Origin of the sequence: Variovorax sp. LG9.2, assembly GCF_035018885.1 — a bacterium.
Classification (GTDB): Bacteria; Pseudomonadota; Gammaproteobacteria; order Burkholderiales; family Burkholderiaceae_C; genus Variovorax.
Genome location: NZ_JASJXB010000006.1, coordinates 178,860 through 197,343 on the forward strand (window position 1 = coordinate 178,860; position 18,484 = coordinate 197,343).

Annotated in this window: 15 protein-coding genes; 13 read left to right on the top strand and 2 right to left on the bottom strand. The window is 63.2% G+C overall.

All coding sequences use genetic code 11. The annotated features are described in order from the left end of the window. The first annotated feature begins 3 nt into the window (after positions 1-3). From QN413_RS08710 to QN413_RS08770, 13 genes are all read left to right on the top strand, one after another. Entirely contained in the window at positions 4-1,290 is a 1,287-nt protein-coding gene (locus QN413_RS08710) for a nitrate- and nitrite sensing domain-containing protein (protein ID WP_323496215.1), read from the top strand. Between the two features lie 349 nt (positions 1,291-1,639). Beyond that, positions 1,640-2,884 (top strand): CmpA/NrtA family ABC transporter substrate-binding protein, encoded by a 1,245-nt coding sequence (locus QN413_RS08715; protein WP_323496216.1) that lies wholly within the window; start codon positions 1,640-1,642, stop codon positions 2,882-2,884. Positions 2,885-2,894: 10 nt separating this feature from the next. Further along, positions 2,895-3,818, top strand: a complete 924-nt coding sequence (ntrB, locus tag QN413_RS08720) for a nitrate ABC transporter permease (protein WP_323496217.1) — start codon at positions 2,895-2,897, stop codon at positions 3,816-3,818. After that, positions 3,815-4,621 (top strand): ABC transporter ATP-binding protein, encoded by an 807-nt coding sequence (locus tag QN413_RS08725; protein WP_323496218.1) that lies wholly within the window; start codon positions 3,815-3,817, stop codon positions 4,619-4,621. Before ntrB ends, QN413_RS08725 begins: the two co-directional genes overlap by 4 nt. 1 nt (position 4,622) lies before the next feature. After that, entirely contained in the window at positions 4,623-5,531 is a 909-nt protein-coding gene (locus tag QN413_RS08730; RefSeq protein ID WP_323496219.1) for a GAF domain-containing protein, read from the top strand. Between the two features lie 28 nt (positions 5,532-5,559). Beyond that, entirely contained in the window at positions 5,560-8,067 is a 2,508-nt protein-coding gene (gene nirB, locus QN413_RS08735; protein ID WP_323496220.1) for a nitrite reductase large subunit NirB, read from the top strand. 28 nt (positions 8,068-8,095) lie between these two features. After that, complete coding sequence (gene nirD, locus QN413_RS08740; RefSeq protein WP_323496221.1) at positions 8,096-8,521, top strand: nitrite reductase small subunit NirD; 426 nt, start codon at positions 8,096-8,098, stop codon at positions 8,519-8,521. A gap of 39 nt (positions 8,522-8,560) precedes the next feature. Continuing rightward, on the top strand, positions 8,561-11,419 hold the full coding sequence (locus tag QN413_RS08745; RefSeq protein WP_323496222.1) for a molybdopterin-dependent oxidoreductase: 2,859 nt from the start codon (positions 8,561-8,563) through the stop codon (positions 11,417-11,419). 83 nt (positions 11,420-11,502) lie between these two features. Continuing rightward, positions 11,503-12,420 (top strand): DNA-binding protein YbiB, encoded by a 918-nt coding sequence (gene ybiB / locus QN413_RS08750; RefSeq protein ID WP_323496223.1) that lies wholly within the window; start codon positions 11,503-11,505, stop codon positions 12,418-12,420. After that, positions 12,417-13,220 (top strand): uroporphyrinogen-III C-methyltransferase, encoded by an 804-nt coding sequence (cobA, locus tag QN413_RS08755; protein WP_323496224.1) that lies wholly within the window; start codon positions 12,417-12,419, stop codon positions 13,218-13,220. Before ybiB ends, cobA begins: the two co-directional genes overlap by 4 nt. A gap of 100 nt (positions 13,221-13,320) precedes the next feature. Beyond that, entirely contained in the window at positions 13,321-14,448 is a 1,128-nt protein-coding gene (locus QN413_RS08760; protein WP_187051324.1) for a sterol desaturase family protein, read from the top strand. Next, positions 14,448-15,233, top strand: a complete 786-nt coding sequence (locus tag QN413_RS08765) for a YaeF family permuted papain-like enzyme (RefSeq protein WP_323496225.1) — start codon at positions 14,448-14,450, stop codon at positions 15,231-15,233. Before QN413_RS08760 ends, QN413_RS08765 begins: the two co-directional genes overlap by 1 nt. After that, entirely contained in the window at positions 15,230-16,486 is a 1,257-nt protein-coding gene (locus QN413_RS08770) for an NAD(P)/FAD-dependent oxidoreductase (protein WP_323496226.1), read from the top strand. Before QN413_RS08765 ends, QN413_RS08770 begins: the two co-directional genes overlap by 4 nt. On the opposite strand, the gene QN413_RS08775 is transcribed toward QN413_RS08770, so the two are convergent. Continuing rightward, positions 16,483-17,661 (bottom strand): FecR family protein, encoded by a 1,179-nt coding sequence (locus QN413_RS08775; protein WP_323496227.1) that lies wholly within the window; start codon positions 17,659-17,661, stop codon positions 16,483-16,485. The two genes, QN413_RS08770 and QN413_RS08775, sit on opposite strands and share 4 nt — an antisense overlap. Further along, the gene (locus QN413_RS08780) at positions 17,658-18,383 is read right to left on the bottom strand and encodes a response regulator transcription factor (protein WP_323496228.1); all 726 of its coding nucleotides are present in this window, start codon (positions 18,381-18,383) and stop codon (positions 17,658-17,660) included. Before QN413_RS08780 ends, QN413_RS08775 begins: the two co-directional genes overlap by 4 nt. Positions 18,384-18,484 lie beyond the last annotated feature (101 nt).

An 18,484-nucleotide genomic window follows, 5' to 3' on the forward strand; every position in this document is an offset into this window, starting at 1 on the left:
CACATGAATTCAGGATTGAGCTTTCTGGTCGCAGCCAGGCGATGCGAAATCGATGAGCTAGAGCAGCTGGCGCGTACCAGCGAACTGGTCAGCACCATCGGCCGGCTGGTTCACGCGCTGCAGCGCGAGCGCGGGCTTTCCAACGTGCTGCTCGCCTCGCAAGGACGTCGCTTCGCGGCGCAACGCAGCGCCCAGATCGGTGAATGCGGACGCTTCGAACGCGAGGTTCGGGTCGCGTTCGACTTCCTCGAGAGCGAAGGCCGGCGTGCGGGCAGTGGCACTCGCCTGTTCAGCCGCATCGCCTGGGTGCTGCCCGGGCTGGACGCCCTTCCCACGCTGCGTCGCCGCGTCGGTGCGCTGGAAACCAGTGCTGCAGAAGCGACAGCGGCCTTCGCGAAGCTGATTGCCGGCCTGCTGGCCGTGGTGTTCGAGGCGGCCGACGGCGCCACCGACCCAGAAATTTCGCGCCTGTTGGCGGCGATGTTCAACTTCATGCAGGGCAAGGAGTTCGCCGGCCAGGAGCGCGCCTGCGGTGCCGCGGCTTTTGCGACGGAACAGAACGATCCGCTGCGCCAGCAGCAGTGGCTTCAGCTCATCGCCGCGCAGGAGCGCTGCTTTCACGTGTTCGCCGACTTTGCCGGGCCGGCAATGAGCCAGCTCTGGCGCGAGCGCGAACCGGACGCCGAACTCGCCGAACTTGAACGTTTGCGCCGAATCGCATGCGCCGCGCCCGCCGGCGTGCCGCTCGACCCCGAACTCAGCGCGGTCTGGTTCGACTGCTGCTCACTGCGCATCGACGCCATGAAGGATGTCGAAGATCGGCTGGCCGCGGATTTGCGCGACCTGTGCTGCGACAAGACGCTGCAGGCACGCGGAGAAGCCGAGTCGTACGAGGTCCTGCTCGAGCAACTGGCCGGAGAGCCTGACACAGCAGCCACCGCTTTTTTCGACGAACCGGGCGCCGAGCCTGGCCCGCAAGTAGCCGGTGGCGGACTCACTTCCGCCGCAGCGCCGTACGGCCATCAGCTCGAACGCTCGATTCTCGAGATGATGCAGGAGCAGGCGCAACGCCTCCAGGCCATGAGCGACGAACTCGACGCCGTGCGTACCGCCCTGAACGAACGCAAGCTCGTCGAGCGCGCCAAAGGCTTGTTGATGGCGCATCGTCGACTGACTGAGCCCGAGGCGCACCAGATGCTTCGGCAAACCGCGATGAACCAGAACCGGCGGGTGGTCGATGTCGCCGAATCAGTGCTTTCGATGGCCGACTACCTGCCCATCGGCAGCTGAAATGGTGCATTGCACAAACGAAGTGCGAAATTGCAATTTCGGATGAAATCTTCTCCGAAACCAATCTCAGCCTAGCTTCAATGCTATCGATTGAGTAGCAATCACAGTGGCCGCAATGCTGGCACGCTGCTTGCACTCAGCTCTCGCATAGACCAACGACGGTCTTCAGGCAGGCGACATCCAATGGCGGGTGTCGCCGACCCAACGGACAAAGGCGTCCTTATCTGCATGCGCTCGCTTTCGAGCGGCACATGCGCGGTGAGGACGCCTTTTTTGTTTTTCGCTTTGCCGTTTGTCTTTGTCTTTTGGCCTTGTTCATCCTTTTCATTTTTTCGGAGTTCGCCCCTCAATGACCGATCTGCTTAAAACGAAGCTCAGTCGCCGCAAGATCTTGCAAGCCGCCGCCCTCGGCGCGGTCGGCCTCGACCCGGCTTTGCGTGCCGCCGTCTGGGCGCAAGGCTCCGACAAACCCGAGAAAGAAGAAGTCAAGATCGGCTTTATCCCGCTGACCGACTGCGCCAGCGTCGTGATGGCATCGGTGCTCGGCATCGACAAGAAGTACGGCGTGAAGATCGTGCCGAGCAAAGAGGCCAGCTGGGCCGGCGTGCGCGACAAGCTGGTCAATGGCGATCTGGACTTCGCCCACGTGCTCTACGGCCTGGTCTACGGCGTGCACCTGGGAATCGCCGGCCCCAAGAAGGACATGGCCGTGTTGATGACGCTCAACAACAACGGACAGGCCATCTCCCTGAGCAAGAAGCTGGCTGACAAGGGCGCGGTCGACGGCCCGTCGCTCGCCAAGATGATGGCCAGCGAAAAGCGCGAATACGTCTTCGCGCAAACCTTTCCAACGGGCACCCATGCGATGTGGCTCAACTACTGGCTAGCGGCCAACGGCATCAGCCCGATCCAGGACGTCAAGTCGATCGTCGTTCCGCCTCCGCAGATGGTGGCCAACATGCGCATCGGCAACATGGATGGCTTCTGCGTGGGCGAGCCCTGGAACCAGCGCGCCATCATGGACGGCATCGGCGTCACGGCCATCACGACGCAAGACATCTGGAAAGACCATCCGGAAAAGGTGCTCGGCACCACCGCCGAGTTCACCAAAAAATACCCCAACACCTGCCGCGCCGTAACGGCCGCGATTCTGGAAGCGGGCCGCTGGATCGACACCGGTCTGCAGAACAAAAACAAGATGGCCGAAACCATCGCCGAAAAGAGCTACGTCAACACCAGCGTCGACGCCATCAACCAGCGCATCCTCGGCCGCTACACCAACGGCATGGGCAAGAGCTGGGACGACCCGAACTACATGAAGTTCTACAACGACGGCGCGGTCAATTTTCCGTACCTGTCGGACGGCATGTGGTTCATGACACAGCACAAGCGCTGGGGTTTGTTGAAAGAGCATCCGGATTACCTCAAGGTCGCGACGGAGATCAACCGCATCGACCTCTACAAGCAGGCCGCCACGGCCAGCAAGACGCCGGTGCCCAAAGACACGATGCGCACCAGCAAGTTGATGGACGGCATCGTCTGGGATGGCAAAAACCCGAAGGCCTACGCCGACGGCTTCAAGGTTCACGCTTAAGGAGCACAGCATGGTCAGCGCCGTCTTTCACTCTCCGCTCGACGCTTCCGCCGCAGTCCCGCTGCCGGCGAATGCGGCCGTCGCAACAAGCCCGGTGCGTGCGCCCGCTGCGACCCCCAGTGGCTCGGCATCGGGCGTGCGCAAGCCGCTCGACCTGCGCAAGTTCTGGATGCGCGTGCTGCCGCCGCTCGCGGGCTTCGGCATCCTAGTGCTGATCTGGGAACTGATCGCCGTACGAAGTGCCGGCACCTTTCCCGCACCGTGGGAAACCTGGCTGCAAGCGGTCAAGGTTTTCAGCGATCCGTTCTACAGCAACGGACCCAACGACCAGGGCGTGGGCTGGAACGTTCTCGCATCGCTGCAACGTGTCGCGGTGGGCTTCGGCCTGGCGGCGGCGGTCGGCATTCCGGCGGGCTTCGCGATCGGCCGCTTCGAGTTCCTGGCGCGCATGTTCAACCCGCTGATCAGCCTGCTGCGGCCGGTGTCACCGCTGGCCTGGTTGCCGATCGGCCTGCTGGTGTTCAAGGGTGCCAATCCTGCGGCCATCTGGACCATCTTCATCTGCTCGATCTGGCCGATGGTGATCAACACCGCCGTCGGCGTGCAGCGCGTGCCGCAGGACTACATGAACGTCGCCAAGGTCTTGAACCTGAGCGAATGGAAGATCATCACCAAGATCCTGTTCCCCGCCGTGCTGCCCTACATGCTGACCGGCGTGCGCCTGGCCGTCGGCACCGCCTGGCTGGTGATCGTCGCCGCCGAGATGCTGACCGGCGGCGTCGGCATCGGCTTCTGGGTCTGGGACGAGTGGAACAACCTGAACGTGATGAACATCATCATCGCGATCTTCGTGATCGGCATCGTCGGCATGCTGCTCGAATACGCGCTCATCAAGATCGCGACCGCTTTCACGTTCGAAGAGGTGAAGTCATGAACGACGACAAGAAGTTCATCGATATCAGCGATGTCGAACAAACCTTCAAGACCGCCAAAGGCAGCTTCCAGGCGCTGCGTGACATCAACCTCACCGTGGCGAAGGGCGAATTCGTCGCACTCATCGGTCACTCGGGGTGCGGCAAGTCGACGCTGCTGAACCTGATCGCGGGTCTCACCATGCCGACGCACGGCACGCTGCTGTGCGCCAACCGGGAGATCGCCGGCCCCGGCCCCGAGCGCGCGGTGGTGTTCCAGAACCATTCGCTGCTGCCCTGGCTCACCTGCTACGAGAACATCTACCTCGGCGTCGAACGCGTGTTTGCGCCGACCGAAAATAAGGCGCAGTTGAAGGTCCGCACGGATGCGGCACTGGCGCTGGTTGGATTGACGCCGGCAACGAACAAGCGCCCTGGCGAAATCTCCGGCGGCATGAAGCAACGCGTCGGCATCGCCCGCGCGCTGGCGATGGAGCCCAAGGTGTTGCTGATGGACGAGCCCTTCGGCGCACTCGACGCGCTGACCCGCGCACGGCTCCAGGACGAACTGCTCTCCATCGTGCACAAGACGCAGAGCACCGTCGTCATGGTCACGCACGATGTGGACGAAGCGGTGCTGCTGTCGGACAAGATCGTCATGATGACCAACGGCCCTTCGGCCACGATCGGCGAGGTGCTCAAGGTCAATCTCGAACGGCCGCGCAATCGCGTCGAGCTGGCGGAAGACCGGCACTACGTGCAGTACCGCAAGGCTGTCATCGACTTCCTCTACACGCGGCAAGGCCACGTCGAAAAAGCGGCCTGATATGACATCCGCTCCAAACCTCGTGCCCAAGACCTTCATCCGCGTGATCGAGTATTGGGTGCCCAGCGAAGAAAGCGGCGTGCTCGAATTTGGCGGTGGATTGTTCGGTACGGCCACGCGCTTCGAAGCCGCCAGCCGCAACCTGTGTTTCGGCCGCGGCGAAGGCTTGCCGGGCCAGGCGTGGGAGGCCGGTCATCCGATCGTTTTGAAAGAGTTCGAAGGCTCGTACTTTCGTCGCGCCGTGCCCGCCAAGGCCGAAGGACTGACCTGCGGCATCGCGTTGCCGATCTTCAAGGGGCAGCAACTGAGTGCCGTGGTCGTGATCTTCTGCGGCGACGACGCAGAACATGCCGGCGCGATCGAACTCTGGGCCAACGATCCGGCAGAGTCGAAAGACATGGACCTGGTCGACGGTTACTACGGCACCACCGGCGACACCTTCGAATTCATTTCGCGCGCTACCAGCTTTCGTCGCGGAAACGGATTGCCCGGCATGGCGTGGGACAAACAAACGCCGGTGTTCCTGCCCGACCTGGGCAAAGCATCTGGATTTTTGCGGGCCGATGGCGCCATCAAGGTCGGCATCAACCGTGGCTTTGCGACGCCCTGCTCGACCATCGATGGCACCAATTACGTGATGGCCTTTTTGTCGGCGCTGGCCACGCCGATCGCACGGCGCGTCGAGATCTGGGAGCCGGACGTGACCGGCACGCAGCTGTTGCGGAGCTTCGGCTTCTCGGAAGCCGAAGGCATGCTCGGCGAATCCGAGATCGTGGCCGCCAGCGAAGAGGCGTCGAACGCGCTCGGCCGAGCCTTTGCGACAGGTGTGCCCGCGGTGGCCGCGCCGATGATCGCGATCCCGATTGCGCCCGAAGGCAACATCACCGCGGTGATGGCTCTGTATTTCTGATCACGACTCGACCCGGAGGGATGAACCCATGAAAAAGATGAATCTCGTGCTGGTCGGCAATGGCATGGCCGGCGTGCGCGCGGTCGAAGAGCTGATCAAGTTGGCACCCGATCTGTACGACATCACAGTGTTCGGCTCGGAGCCGCACCCCAACTACAACCGCATCCTGCTGTCTCCCGTGCTGGCCGGCGAACAGACGGTCGACCAGATCATCCTGAACTCGTGGGAGTGGTACACCGAGAACAACATCACGCTGCATGCCGGCAAGACAGTGACCGAGGTCGACCGCGTGAAGCGCATCGTGCGCGCGGTCGCTGCCGACGGCAGCGTGATCGAGGCGCCCTACGACCGGCTGCTGCTGTGCACCGGCTCCAATCCGTTCATCCTGCCGGTGCCGGGCAAGGACTTGAAGGGCGTGATCGCTTACCGCGACATCGCAGACACCAACACGATGATCGAGACGGCCAAGACGCATAAGCATGCGGTCGTCATCGGTGGCGGCTTGCTCGGCCTCGAAGCCGCCAACGGTCTGATGCTGCGCGGCATGAGCGTGACCGTGGTGCACGTCAATGCGTGGTTGATGGAGCGCCAATTGGACGACGTGGCGGGCGGGTTGCTGCGCAAGTCGCTGGAAGCGCGTGGCCTTCAATTTCGTTTAAGCGCGCAGACGCAGGAGTTGATCGGCGACGAGAACGAAGGAAAAGAAGGCCGCGTCAAGGCCGTCAAGTTCAAGGACGGCACCGAAGTACCGGCCGATCTGGTCGTCATGGCAGTCGGCATCCGCCCCAACACCGCATTGGCAGAATCGATGCGACTGCACTGCAACCGCGGCATCGTCGTCAACGACACGATGCAGACGGTGACCGATGCCCGTATCTATTCGGTCGGTGAATGTGCCGCGCACCGCGGCATCGCTTACGGACTGGTCGCGCCGCTGTTCGAGCAGGCCAAGGTCGCGGCCAACCATCTGGCGCAGTTCGGCATCGGCCGCTACATGGGCTCGCTGACCTCGACCAAGCTGAAGGTCACGGGCATCGACCTGTTCAGCGCCGGCTCGTTCATGGGTGGCGAAGGCACCGAAGAAATCGTGATGAGCGACCCGTTCGGCGGCGTCTACAAGAAGCTCGTCATCAAGGACGATAAGCTGGTGGGCGCTTGCCTTTACGGCGACACGGTCGATGGCAGCTGGTACTTCAAACTGCTGCGCGACGGCCGCAGCGTGAGCGACATCCGCGAGAAGCTGATGTTCGGTGAGTCGAACATCGGCGATACCGGCCACGAAGGCCACAGCAGCGCCGGGGCGATGCCCGACGAGGCCGAGGTCTGCGGCTGCAACGGCGTGAGCAAGGGCGCGATCTGCAAGGCGATCAAGGACAAGGGACTCTTCACGCTGGACGAGGTGAAGAAGCACACCAAGGCGAGCGCATCGTGCGGTTCGTGCACCGGACTGGTCGAACAGATCCTGATGTTCACCGCCGGGGGCGACTACTCGGCTGCACCCAAGAAAAAGGCGATGTGCGGTTGCACCGACACCAGCCATCAGGACGTGCGCGAGGCCATCCGCGCCCAAAAATATCTGTCGCATGTCGAGGTGTACGAAGGCCTCGGCTGGCGCACGCCCAACGGCTGCGCGAGCTGCCGGCCGGCCGTCAACTACTACCTGATCAGCAGCTGGCCGAAAGAAGCGAAGGACGATCCGCAAAGCCGCTTCATCAACGAGCGCAGCCACGCGAATATCCAGAAGGACGGAACCTATTCGGTGATCCCACGCATGTGGGGTGGCCACACGACGCCAGACGAGCTGCGTCGCATCGCCGACGCAGCCGACAAGTACAAGATCCCGACGGTCAAGGTCACGGGCGGCCAGCGCATCGATCTGCTCGGCGTAAAGAAAGAAGACCTGGCCGGCGTGTGGAAAGACATCGGCATGCCGAGCGGCTTTGCCTATGCGAAATCGCTGCGCACGGTGAAGACCTGCGTGGGCAGTGAATGGTGCCGCTTCGGCACGCAGGACTCGACGCAGATGGGCAAGGACATCGAGCACGCGCTGTGGGCAATGTATTCACCGCACAAGGTCAAGATCGCGGTGAGCGGCTGCCCGCGCAACTGCGCCGAAGCCGGCATCAAGGACGTCGGCGTGATCGGCGTCGACTCGGGCTGGGAGATCTATGTCGGCGGCAACGGCGGCATCAAGACCGAGGTCGCGCACTTCCTGGTCAAGGTCAAGACGAGCGAAGAAGTGATGGAGTTCACCGGCGCCTTCCTGCAGCTCTATCGCGAGGAAGGCTGGTACCTGGAGCGCACGGTGCACTACATCAGCCGCGTCGGGCTCGACCGCGTGAAAAAGCGGATTCTCGAAGACGTCGCCGGTCGCAAGGCGCTCTGGGAAAAGCTTCAGTTCGCGCTCGATGGCGAGCCCGATCCGTGGTTCGAGTCGAGCCGGGCGGCGGTCGACGTGCGGCAGTTCGTGCCGGTCGCCGGGGCGGATACGGCGCCGCCGGCGAGCGCTGCGGCACCTGTCGCGCAGCCCGCTTGATGTCCGACGCACCGAAGGAGAGCAACCCATGAGCGAATGGAAATTCATCTGCCGCGTCGACGAGATTCCTGTGCTGGGATCGCGTCGCGTGGTGCGGCCGGTCGGTGTGGCGGTCGCGGTCTTTCGCAACAGCCAGGACGAGGTCTTCGCGCTGCTCGACCGCTGTCCGCACAAGGGCGGTCCGCTGTCGCAAGGCATCGTGTTCGGCACCAGCGTGGCGTGTCCACTGCATAACTGGACGATCGGCCTGGACAATGGCTGTGCGCGTCAGCCCGACGAAGGATGCGTGCCGAAATTCGCGTGCAAGGTCGAAGGCGGGCAGGTGATGCTCGATGCGCAAGAGTTGGCGACGCATGCGCTGGATTTGACTGCGCCGCGTGCGGGCCCGGAGGCCGCAACGGCCGGCGCTATCGGTGACGGGACGTTCGATGTTCAGACGCCGCACAGCGCTTGAATGTTGCCTCGACACGCAAAGAGGCGGCAAGAGCCAGGAATGAAAGAAACAAGGTCAACCTGCCCCTACTGCGGCGTCGGCTGCGGCGTGATCATCGAGTCCGATGGCGCGCAGATCACGGGTGTGCGTGGCGATCCGGACCACCCCGCCAACTTCGGCCGGCTGTGCACCAAGGGCTCGACATTGCACCTTACTGCGACAGCGGAAGTGACGCGCCAGACCCGGTTGTTGCAGCCGATGCAACGCCTCGTGCGCGGGCAAGCTGCAACACCGATCACCTGGGAGGCGGCGCTCGACACCGCAGCCGACAAGTTCGCCCAGGTCATTCGCGACCAGGGTTCCGATGCGGTGGGCTTCTATGTCTCGGGCCAGTTGCTGACCGAGGACTACTACGTCTTCAACAAGCTGGCCAAGGGCCTGATCGGCACCAACAACATCGACACCAACTCGCGCCTTTGCATGAGCAGCGCGGTGGCCGGGTACAAACAGACGCTCGGCTCCGATGCGCCGCCCGCCTGCTACGACGACTTCAACGACGCGCAGTGTTTGTTCATCGTCGGCAGCAACACGGCATGGGCGCATCCCATCCTGTTCCGCCGCATCGAGGATGCCAAGCGCGCCAACCCGGCGATGAAGATCGTCGTGGTCGATCCGCGCCGTACCGACACCTGCGAGATCGCCGATCTGCACCTGGCGATCCAGCCGGGCACCGACGTCATGTTGTTCCACGGCATGCTGCACCTGATGTTGTGGGAAGGCTGGACAAAGCCCGACTACATCGCTGCGCACACCAACGGCTTCGACGCGCTCAAGGCCACCGCGCGCGACTGCACGCCCGACAAGGTGGCGCAAATTTGCGGCATCGACAAGACCGCCTTGCTCGAAGCGACGCGCCTCTTCGCGACCTCGACCGCGACCCTCAGCCTGTACTGCCAAGGGCTGAATCAATCGTCTTCAGGCACCGCGAAGAACGCGACGCTCATCAACCTGCACCTGGCTTCTGCGCAGATCGGCCGGCCCGGTGCCGGGCCGTTCTCGTTGACCGGACAACCCAATGCAATGGGCGGGCGCGAAGTCGGCGGCATGGCCAATCTGCTGAGCGGGCACCGCGATCTTGCTAACGCAGCACACCGGGCTGAAGTCACTGCGCTGTGGGGCCTGAGCGAGGGCAACGAAGTGCCCGCCAGGCCCGGCAAGACCGCCATTGAAATGTTCGAGGCCGCAGCCGATGGCGAGATCAAGGCGCTGTGGATCTCTTGTACCAACCCGGCCCAGTCGATGCCCGACCAGGCAACCGTCCGGCGTGCGCTCGAACGCGCCGAGTTCGTTGTCGTGCAGGAAGCCTTTGCGACCACCGCCACCTGCGCTTATGCCGACCTGCTGTTGCCTGCGACCACCTGGGGTGAGAAGACCGGCACGGTGACCAACAGCGAGCGCCGCATCTCTCGCGTGCGCGTCGCAGTGCCGGCGCCCGGCGAAGCGCGTCACGATTGGTCGGCGGTGGTCGACTTCGCGCAACGGCTCGAAGTGCGGCTGCCCAGGCGCTCCACCACCACGCTGTTCCCCTACCCGCTGCAGCACTCGCTGGCAGGCGACGATGCCGGCGCCGAAGCGATCTGGAACGAGCATCGCGAATCGACGCGCGGTCGCGACCTCGACATCACCGGCCTCGACTGGAAGATGCTCGATGCGCTAGGGCCGCAGCAATGGCCGTTGCCTGAAGGCCGATCGGTCGGTCGCGTGCGGCTGTACGAAGACGGCATCTATCCGACGCCCGACGGCAAGGCGCGCTTCGTCGACACGCCTTACAAGCCGGTAGCCGAACAACGCGAGGCGCGCTTTCCGTTCTCGCTGAACACCGGGCGGCTGCGCGATCAATGGCATGGCATGAGCCGCACCGGCACGCTCGGTCGACTTTTCGGCCACGTGCCGGAACCCGTGGTGCAGATGAACGCGCAAGACATGGCGCGGCGTCAGCTGAAGGACGGTGATCTGGTGCAGCTCACTTCGCGGCGCGGCGCGCTCGTGTTGCCGGCACAAGCCAGCGCCGAGGTCGGTCTGAGCCAGTCGTTCGTGGCGATGCATTGGGGCCAGGAATACCTTAGCGGTCGATCGCCAACCGGTGAGCGATTGGCCGGCATCAACGCGCTGACCAGCCCGGCCTATTGCCCCGACTCGAAGCAGCCTGAACTCAAGCACGCGGCCATCCGCATCGCCAAGGCCGAGCTGCCGTGGACACTGCTCGCGATCGCCTGGCTGCCCGACGATCGCGCGCTAGAGACCGAACGTGCGCTGCGCGACCTCATGGCGAGCTTTGCCTTTGCGAGCTGCGTGCCGTTCGGTGCCGGCGGTGCGTTGACGTCGGGTACGGCCGAGCGCACCGGGGTCCTGTTCCGCGCGGCCGACCTCGAAGCCGCACCCGATGCGGTGCTTGAGCAAATCGAAGACTTGCTCGCATTGCCGAGCCCCGACACCTTGCGCTACGCCGACGCCCGCCATGGCCAGCGCCGCACCGTGCGTCTGGTACGCACCGGAGCCAACAATGAAGACGCCAGGCTCGAAGGTTTCTTGCTGGCCGGCGACACCCGGGCCGAGGCATGGATCAAGACCTTGCTGCAAGACCAGTTGCCGGCGCAAGCCTTCGGTCGCCAGTTGCTGCGGCCGGGCTCGACCCCGCCGGTCGAAGTGGCGTCGCGTGGCAAGGTCGTCTGCAGCTGCTTCGGCGTGACCGAAACTGCCATTGGCGACAAGCTGCGGCATTGCGCGGGTACCGATGCCGAACGACTGGCGTCGCTGCAGGGGGCGCTGCAATGCGGCACCAACTGCGGCTCATGCCTGCCCGAGTTGAAGCGCATGGTGCGTGCCACCACGCCCGACACTGCAGAAGCCGTGCCGTGAGCCTGTCCATCGCTCAGTCCCTCAATAACCGCATAAACCCCTTCGAGTTTCGGCATAAGCCTTGCGGGACAATGGGCGCACCCATGGGAATCAGCCACTACATCAAGGAAATCGGCCGCGGCGCGCGAGGCGCCAAGCCACTCACGCGCGAGCAGGCGACCGATCTGTTCGGACAGGTGCTGGACGGCACCGTGACCGACCTCGAAGTCGGCGCCTTCTGCCTCGCGATGCGCATCAAAGGCGAGACGCCGGAAGAGATGGCCGGCTTTCTCGACGCCACGCATGCACGGCTCGATCTTTTCCCCGCGAGCGACCTGCCGCTCATCGTGCTGCCCAGCTACAACGGCGCGCGCAAGTTACCGGTGCTGACGCCGCTGCTCGCGCTGCTGCTGGCGCGCGAAGGTTTGCCGGTGCTGCTGCATGGTGCGGCCACCGAATCGACACGCGTGCTCACATCGAACGTGCTTGCGGCGCTGGGCACGAATCCGATCACGGTCGTAGGAAAGATCGGCGAGGGAGAGATTGCATTCGCACCGACCGAACTCCTGAGCACCGGCCTCAAACGACTGCTCGACGTGCGTCGCGTCGTCGGGTTGCGCAACCCGGCACACAGCGTCGTCAAGCTGATGCAGCCGACAGCGGGCTCGTGCATCGTGATCGCCAGCTACACCCATCCGGAATATGCGCAGTCGATGGCCTCGACCTTCGAGCTGACCGGCACGAGCGCCCTGCTGTCGCGCGGACTCGAAGGCGAAAGCGTGGCCGATCCGCGCCGCACTGCGCAGGTCGACGGCTTCATCAGGGGCCAGCGCATCGCAATGCAGGAGCAACAGGCTGGCACGCTGAGCGAGGTGGAAGGTCTGCCGAAGGAGATCGACATCGACACCACGGCGGACTACACGCGGCGTGTGTTGGCAGGCACGCTGCCTTTGCCCATGGCAATCGCCCGGCAGGTCGAACACATCAAGCAACTGGCTCAACAACTGGCGAACAGCCCATGAACTCACTTTCCCATTCGTATCGAGGCAGTTGCACCCTGGTCGGCGCCGGCCCGGGCGATCCCGATTTGCTCACGCTGAAAGCGGTCAAGGCGATCCACGCGGCGACGGTGTTGTTCGTCGATGACCTCGTCAACGACGCGATCCTGAGCTATGCGCGGCCCGGTGCCCGCATCGTCCATGTCGGCAAACGCGGCGGTTGCAAGAGCACGCCCCAAGCCTTCATCGAAAAGCTCATGATCACGGCGGTGCGCGAAGGCGAAGCCGTCGTGCGCCTGAAGGGTGGCGACCCGTTCATCTTCGGCCGGGGCGGTGAAGAGGTCCAGCACCTCCGTGAAGCGGGCATCGAATGCACGGTGGTCAACGGCATCACCGCCGGCCTCGCAGCTGCGACGTCGTTGGGCGTGCCGCTGACCCATCGCGATCACGCGCAAGGCGTGGTGTTCGTCACCGGCCATGCCAAGACCGGCGCCGGTGCTGCGGACGACCCGACCGACTGGCGGGCGCTGGCTGCGATGGCGCACAACGCGCGCCTCACGCTGGTGATCTACATGGGCGTGGCGGGCGCTGCGCACATCCAACGGCAATTGCTCGAAGGCCTGCCGGGCGAGACGCCCGTTGCGGTCGTTCAGCACGCCAGTTTGCCCCAGCAACGGCACATCGTGACGACGTTGAGCGGGCTGCACACAGGTATCGCCGACGCCGGCCTCGCGAGCCCGTCGGTTATCGTCGTCGGCAATGTATTGCAAGGCATCGCAGCGGCGGCAGTCGCTTTGCCGGAGCGCGACAAATTCGGCACCTGACCGCCTGAACTAGGCTGTTCGCAGGGTCGGTCCGGCGTCGAGACAGAAGTCGGCCAACTAAAATCCCGGCCACTCATACAACAATGCCAAGAGGGTAGGGATGCTCGAAAAACTGAACGAATTCACCGCAAGCCACGGGCAACTGCAGCGCGGCAGGGGCCTTGTTACAGGCACCGTTGCACTGAGCCTGGGCATCCTTTGCTTTCTGGGCGTGCTGGCTTTTCACTTCCCGCAGTACCTCACGACGCCCGAGCTTCGCAAAAGCTACAACGTCGACGTGATGCGCTTCATCCTGCTGGCGGCGATGGTCATCTCAGGTGGGATGGCGCTGGTGAACATCATCTTCAATCGCTCGCGCTGGCTGTCGTCGGGCGCCTTCTTGTTGATCGTCGCGGCCGCACTGCTGGGCGGCAACAAGGTGCCGGTCGACAGCAACTTTCCGGATCACACGCCCTACATCGGGCTCGACTGGTTCATCCTCGATTTGCTCGGCTCCTCCTTGATCTTCATTTTCATCGAGAAGTTATTCGCACATCGCAAGGACCAGCCGATCTTTCGTGAAGAGTGGCAGACCGACTTTCACCACTTCGTGGTGAACCATATGATCGTTGGCTTCGTGCTGCTCGCAACCAACCTGCTGGTGCACAAGCTGTTCGGCTGGGCTGCCAACGACGGCCTTCGCGGCTGGATCGCCAACCTGCCCTTCTGGGCTGGCGTGCTGCTGATCGTGCTGGTGGCCGACCTGGTCCAGTACTGGACGCACCGCAGCTATCACGAGGTGCCGCTGCTATGGCGTCTGCACGCGGTGCATCACAGCGTGAAGAGCATGGACTGGATGGCGGGCTCGCGGCAACACATCCTCGAGTTGTTGATCACACGCACGCTGGTGCTGGCACCGATCTACGTGCTGGGCTTCTCAAAAGAAGTGATCGACGCATACATCGTCATCGTCGGCTTCCAGGCGGTGTTCAACCATTGCAACGTGAGCGTGCGCCTGGGGCCACTGCGCTACCTCATCGTCACGCCCAATTTTCATCACTGGCATCACGCCCAGGACGATGAGGCCATCGACAAGAACTACGCGGCGCACTATGCGTTTCTCGACTACTTCTTCGGTACCGCCGTGAAGAGCACCAAGCTGTGGCCGGAGCAATATGGCGTGGTGGGCGACTACGTGCCGAACGGCTTCTTCAAGCAGCTGAAGTTCCCGTTCGTGTGGAAGGGATGATGGGCCCCGCTCGATGGATTGCGGTCGGTGCAGCCGCTCTTCTCCTTTCCGCCTGCGCGTCGCAGATCGACCTGCCCACCAAAGAAGCCGGCCTGCGCGTGCGCATGCAGAACTCGGCCATCGCGCCAGGCAACGGAGGCGAGCTGATCAAGGCGGATGCGCTGCAACCCGGCGACATCCTCCTGACCTCGGTTGCCACAGTCAATTCGTTCGGTATCCGGCTCGGCACCTTTTCGCCGGTGAGTCATGCGGTGCTGTATCTCGGTGACGGCGTCGTGGCCGAAGCTGTCGGCACGGGCGTACGAGAGCGCGGCCTCGACGCGCTGGTCGACGACGAGCAGATGGTTGTCGCCTTTCGCCTGCCAGGCGTCACCGGTGTGCACGTCGACAAGCTGCGCGCCTGGTCGCATTCGCAGGTCGGCACGCGCTACAACACTGTCGGCGTGATGCTCGACGCGCCTTTCGTGCTGAACCGCCGGGTGTGCGAGCTACCGTTGATTCCGGGTGCCGTTCGCAACTTCTGCGTCAGCGGTTTCGCGACGGTGCAACTCGGCGCCAGTCGCAACGACCAGTTCTTCTGTTCGCAGTTCGTGCTGGAAGCCTACAACCAGGCTGGCCTGCCGATCACGACGACAGACCCGCGTTGGGTCAGCCCGGCCGACTTGCTGCATATGCGCGAAGGGGACGTTCCCTCGGTGGCGTCGAGCAAGCCGTTGCGGTACATCGGTCACCTCAAATACAACCCGCCGCCGACGATCACCGCCGATGGGGCGACGACCCGTTGAGCGCATCGAGTTCGCCGAGCGCCTCGCGCTTCGACGTCGTCGTCATCGGCGCTGGCGCAGCCGGTCTTTTCTGTGCCGGCGTCGCAGGGCAACGCGGGCTCAAAGTCTTGCTGCTGGACCACAGCGAACGCGTGGCAGAAAAGATCCGCATCTCCGGTGGTGGCAGGGCCAATTTCACCAACCGCGATCTCGACGTACGTGCACCGCAGCGCCACTTCATCGGGGACAACCCCAACTTTTGTCGCTCGGCACTTTCACGCTATACGCCGCAGCAGTTCATCGATCTCGTGCAGCGGCATGGCATTGCATTCCACGAAAAGCATAAAGGGCAGTTGTTTTGCGACGGCTCCTCGCAGCAGATCATCGACATGCTGTTGGCTGAATGCGCTGCGGGTGGCGTCACGCGTTGGCAGCCTTGCAAGGTACAAGAAGTCGCCGAACGCAGCCAAGGCAGTGACGGCAGCGAGGGCATCGACGCAAACCGCTACCGCATCGAGACGGATCGCGGGCCCATCGACGCGGCCAGCGTGGTCGTTGCCACCGGTGGACTGTCGATCCCGCAAATCGGCGCCAGCGACTTCGGCTATCAACTCGCCACACAATTCGGCCTCCGCGTCGTCACACCGCGACCTGCGTTGGTGCCCCTGACCTTTGGCGGCGAAGCGTGGGCGCCGTACGCCGAACTTGCCGGGTTGGCATTGCCGGTGCGCATCGAAACCGGCACCAAGAAAGAACGCATCGCGTTTCTCGAAGATCTGCTCTTCACGCACCGCGGGCTATCAGGCCCCGCCGTGCTGCAAATTTCGAGCTACTGGAAGCCGGGCGCGCCACTCACGCTCGACTTCGCGCCGGGCGTCGACATCGCCGTAGCACTCGGCGATGCCAAGTTGCGCTCCAAACGTCGCACGGTGAACGAACTTGCATCGCTGGTGCCCTCGCGTCTGGCAGATGCGTGGGTGGGTCAGGAAGCCGCATTGCAACGGCCGATCAACGAGGCACCTGACCGGGCCATCGCAGAGCTTTCACAGCGAATCGCACGCTGGCAAATCACGCCAAGCGGAACCGAGGGATACAAGAAGGCCGAGGTCACTGCAGGCGGCGTCGACACACGCGATCTTTCTTCGCAAACCATGGAGTCGAAACAGCCCGGCCTCTATTTCATCGGTGAAGTGGTCGACGTCACTGGCTGGTTGGGCGGCTACAACTTTCAGTGGGCGTGGGCCAGCGCCCATGCATGCGCCCACGCGCTTTAGGGTTTGTCCGTTGCGGCCGGTGAGCGATGCGGCTGTTTTGCCGGCGCAACGACATCGACTTCGTTGATTGTCCAGTCGATCAATGCCGAAGCTACTCCGCCCTGCTCTTCCGCCACGCGCCACCAGTAATGACGGGGCGGCAGGTCCGAAAGCACGAGGCCATTGCCATTCACTCCCGCACGACGCGTCACGAGCGAGTTGAATTGTGGGTCGCGTGCCAGCTCGACCACATAGCGGCGGTCAGCCTGCCGCGGCTCCCACGCCAGGACTTGCCGCCCATCGGCTGCGACATCGACGCGGCTGGTCAACGTGCTGTCACGCGGCACGAAAGCCAATGTTTGCCCTGGTAGTCCCTCGAAGCCATCGACATCGAGCGCTGCCATGCGCAGGTGATAGAAGCCAGCCGGCAGATGCGGCAACGTGAACGTCGGGGCCAGCGACTGCAGTTCCCAAAGCAAGTGCTCGAAGCCATCGTCGCTAGCGACTTGAAGCTGGTATGCCGAAGCGTTGGATACCGGCTGCGCAGTCACGCGACGCGTGTCTCGCGCGACGAGTACGCCGTCGCGTTCTTCGAAAACGGGCGCCGCCAACAAGGCCCGCGTCTCCGCGGAGAAATCTGCCGTGAGCTTTGCACCAAAGCCGCCAAGCACTAGCGCGGGTTGCGCGGCAGGTGCTGTGGTCAATGCAGAAACAGCCCCTTGCATCACATCCAGGGTGATACGGTCGCCGTCATCGCAAACCACGAAATGCGTGCCGCGTACGCCGAGCACACCACGTCGCGTCTCGATCTCGTAGGCGCGCTGCGCAACCGGTGTCACGCGCGACTCGACGCGACCTGCAAGGAGTTTGAGTCGCATATGTCGACGCTGCGACACCAGAAGTTGCACCCGACTGTCAGACGGCACCAGCGCGCGACTTCCGTCTTCGAAACGCAGCATGGCGAAGGCACTGGCGCCGGTCGACAACACATCACCAGGAAGCATCTTCTCGCCGCCATTGACGCGGTCGATGCGACCTTCGTGCACGAGTTCGACGGAACCGACGACATTCGAAAGGATGCCGGCAGATGTCTTGTCTGCTGTCTTTGCAGATACCCTTTCAGACACCGAAGATTGTGCGACGGCGGAAGCTGCGCTGACAGCCATCAGCAGCGCGATCAGGGTGCCGCGATTCATAGAGCGGGCGTCCCAACGAAGTCGTCGACGTCGAGCCTATAGCCAATGCCGTAGACGGCCTGGATTCGCGTGTCGCTCTTCTGGTTGAGTGCCAGTTTCTGGCGAAGACGGTAGATACGGGTTTCGAGTGCGCGCAACCCGGAAAGATCATCCGCCAGTCCGCAGACTTCGAGAAGATAGTCACGCGATACCGCGCGTCCAGAGTGTCGAAACAGTGCAAGTGCCAGTTTCGATTCCGAAGGACGAAGTTCGATCGGTTCATCAGCACCCGCGTATTGCACACTCGCCGCTCCGACGTTGAAAGTCCATCGACCCCATTGCAGGCCTTCGTTTTCGCTGGTCCTGAAAGGCGCAAGCAGTCGATAGACCCGCGCACTCAATTCGTGTGGTCGAAAAGGCTTGACCACATAGTCGTCGGCGCCCTCGGCCAATGCCGCACTCACCTCCTGCTCGCGCCCGCGTGAGCTGAGCATGAGGATGGGCATCGTGAGGCCACCGGTACGCCGCACCAACCGCAACAGCGCCATGCCGTCTAGGTCTGGCACGGACCAGTCGAGCACCATGAGATCGAAGGTATCGGTGCGTGTGGCCTCAAGCAATGCACGACCGGACTGGAACATCACGCAGCGCACTGGAAGACCGCGCTCGCTCAACTGCATCTCCAGTGTGGTGGCGAGGTGAACCAACTGGGATGGGTCGTCTTCGAGAAGGGCAATGCGCATAAAAGTCATTTTTGCATCGGCAACTCAACGCAAAACGGAGATAAGTCACCGTTCACATAGCGGAAGTTCGTCGCAATTGTGAAATCACTCACCAGCACTCA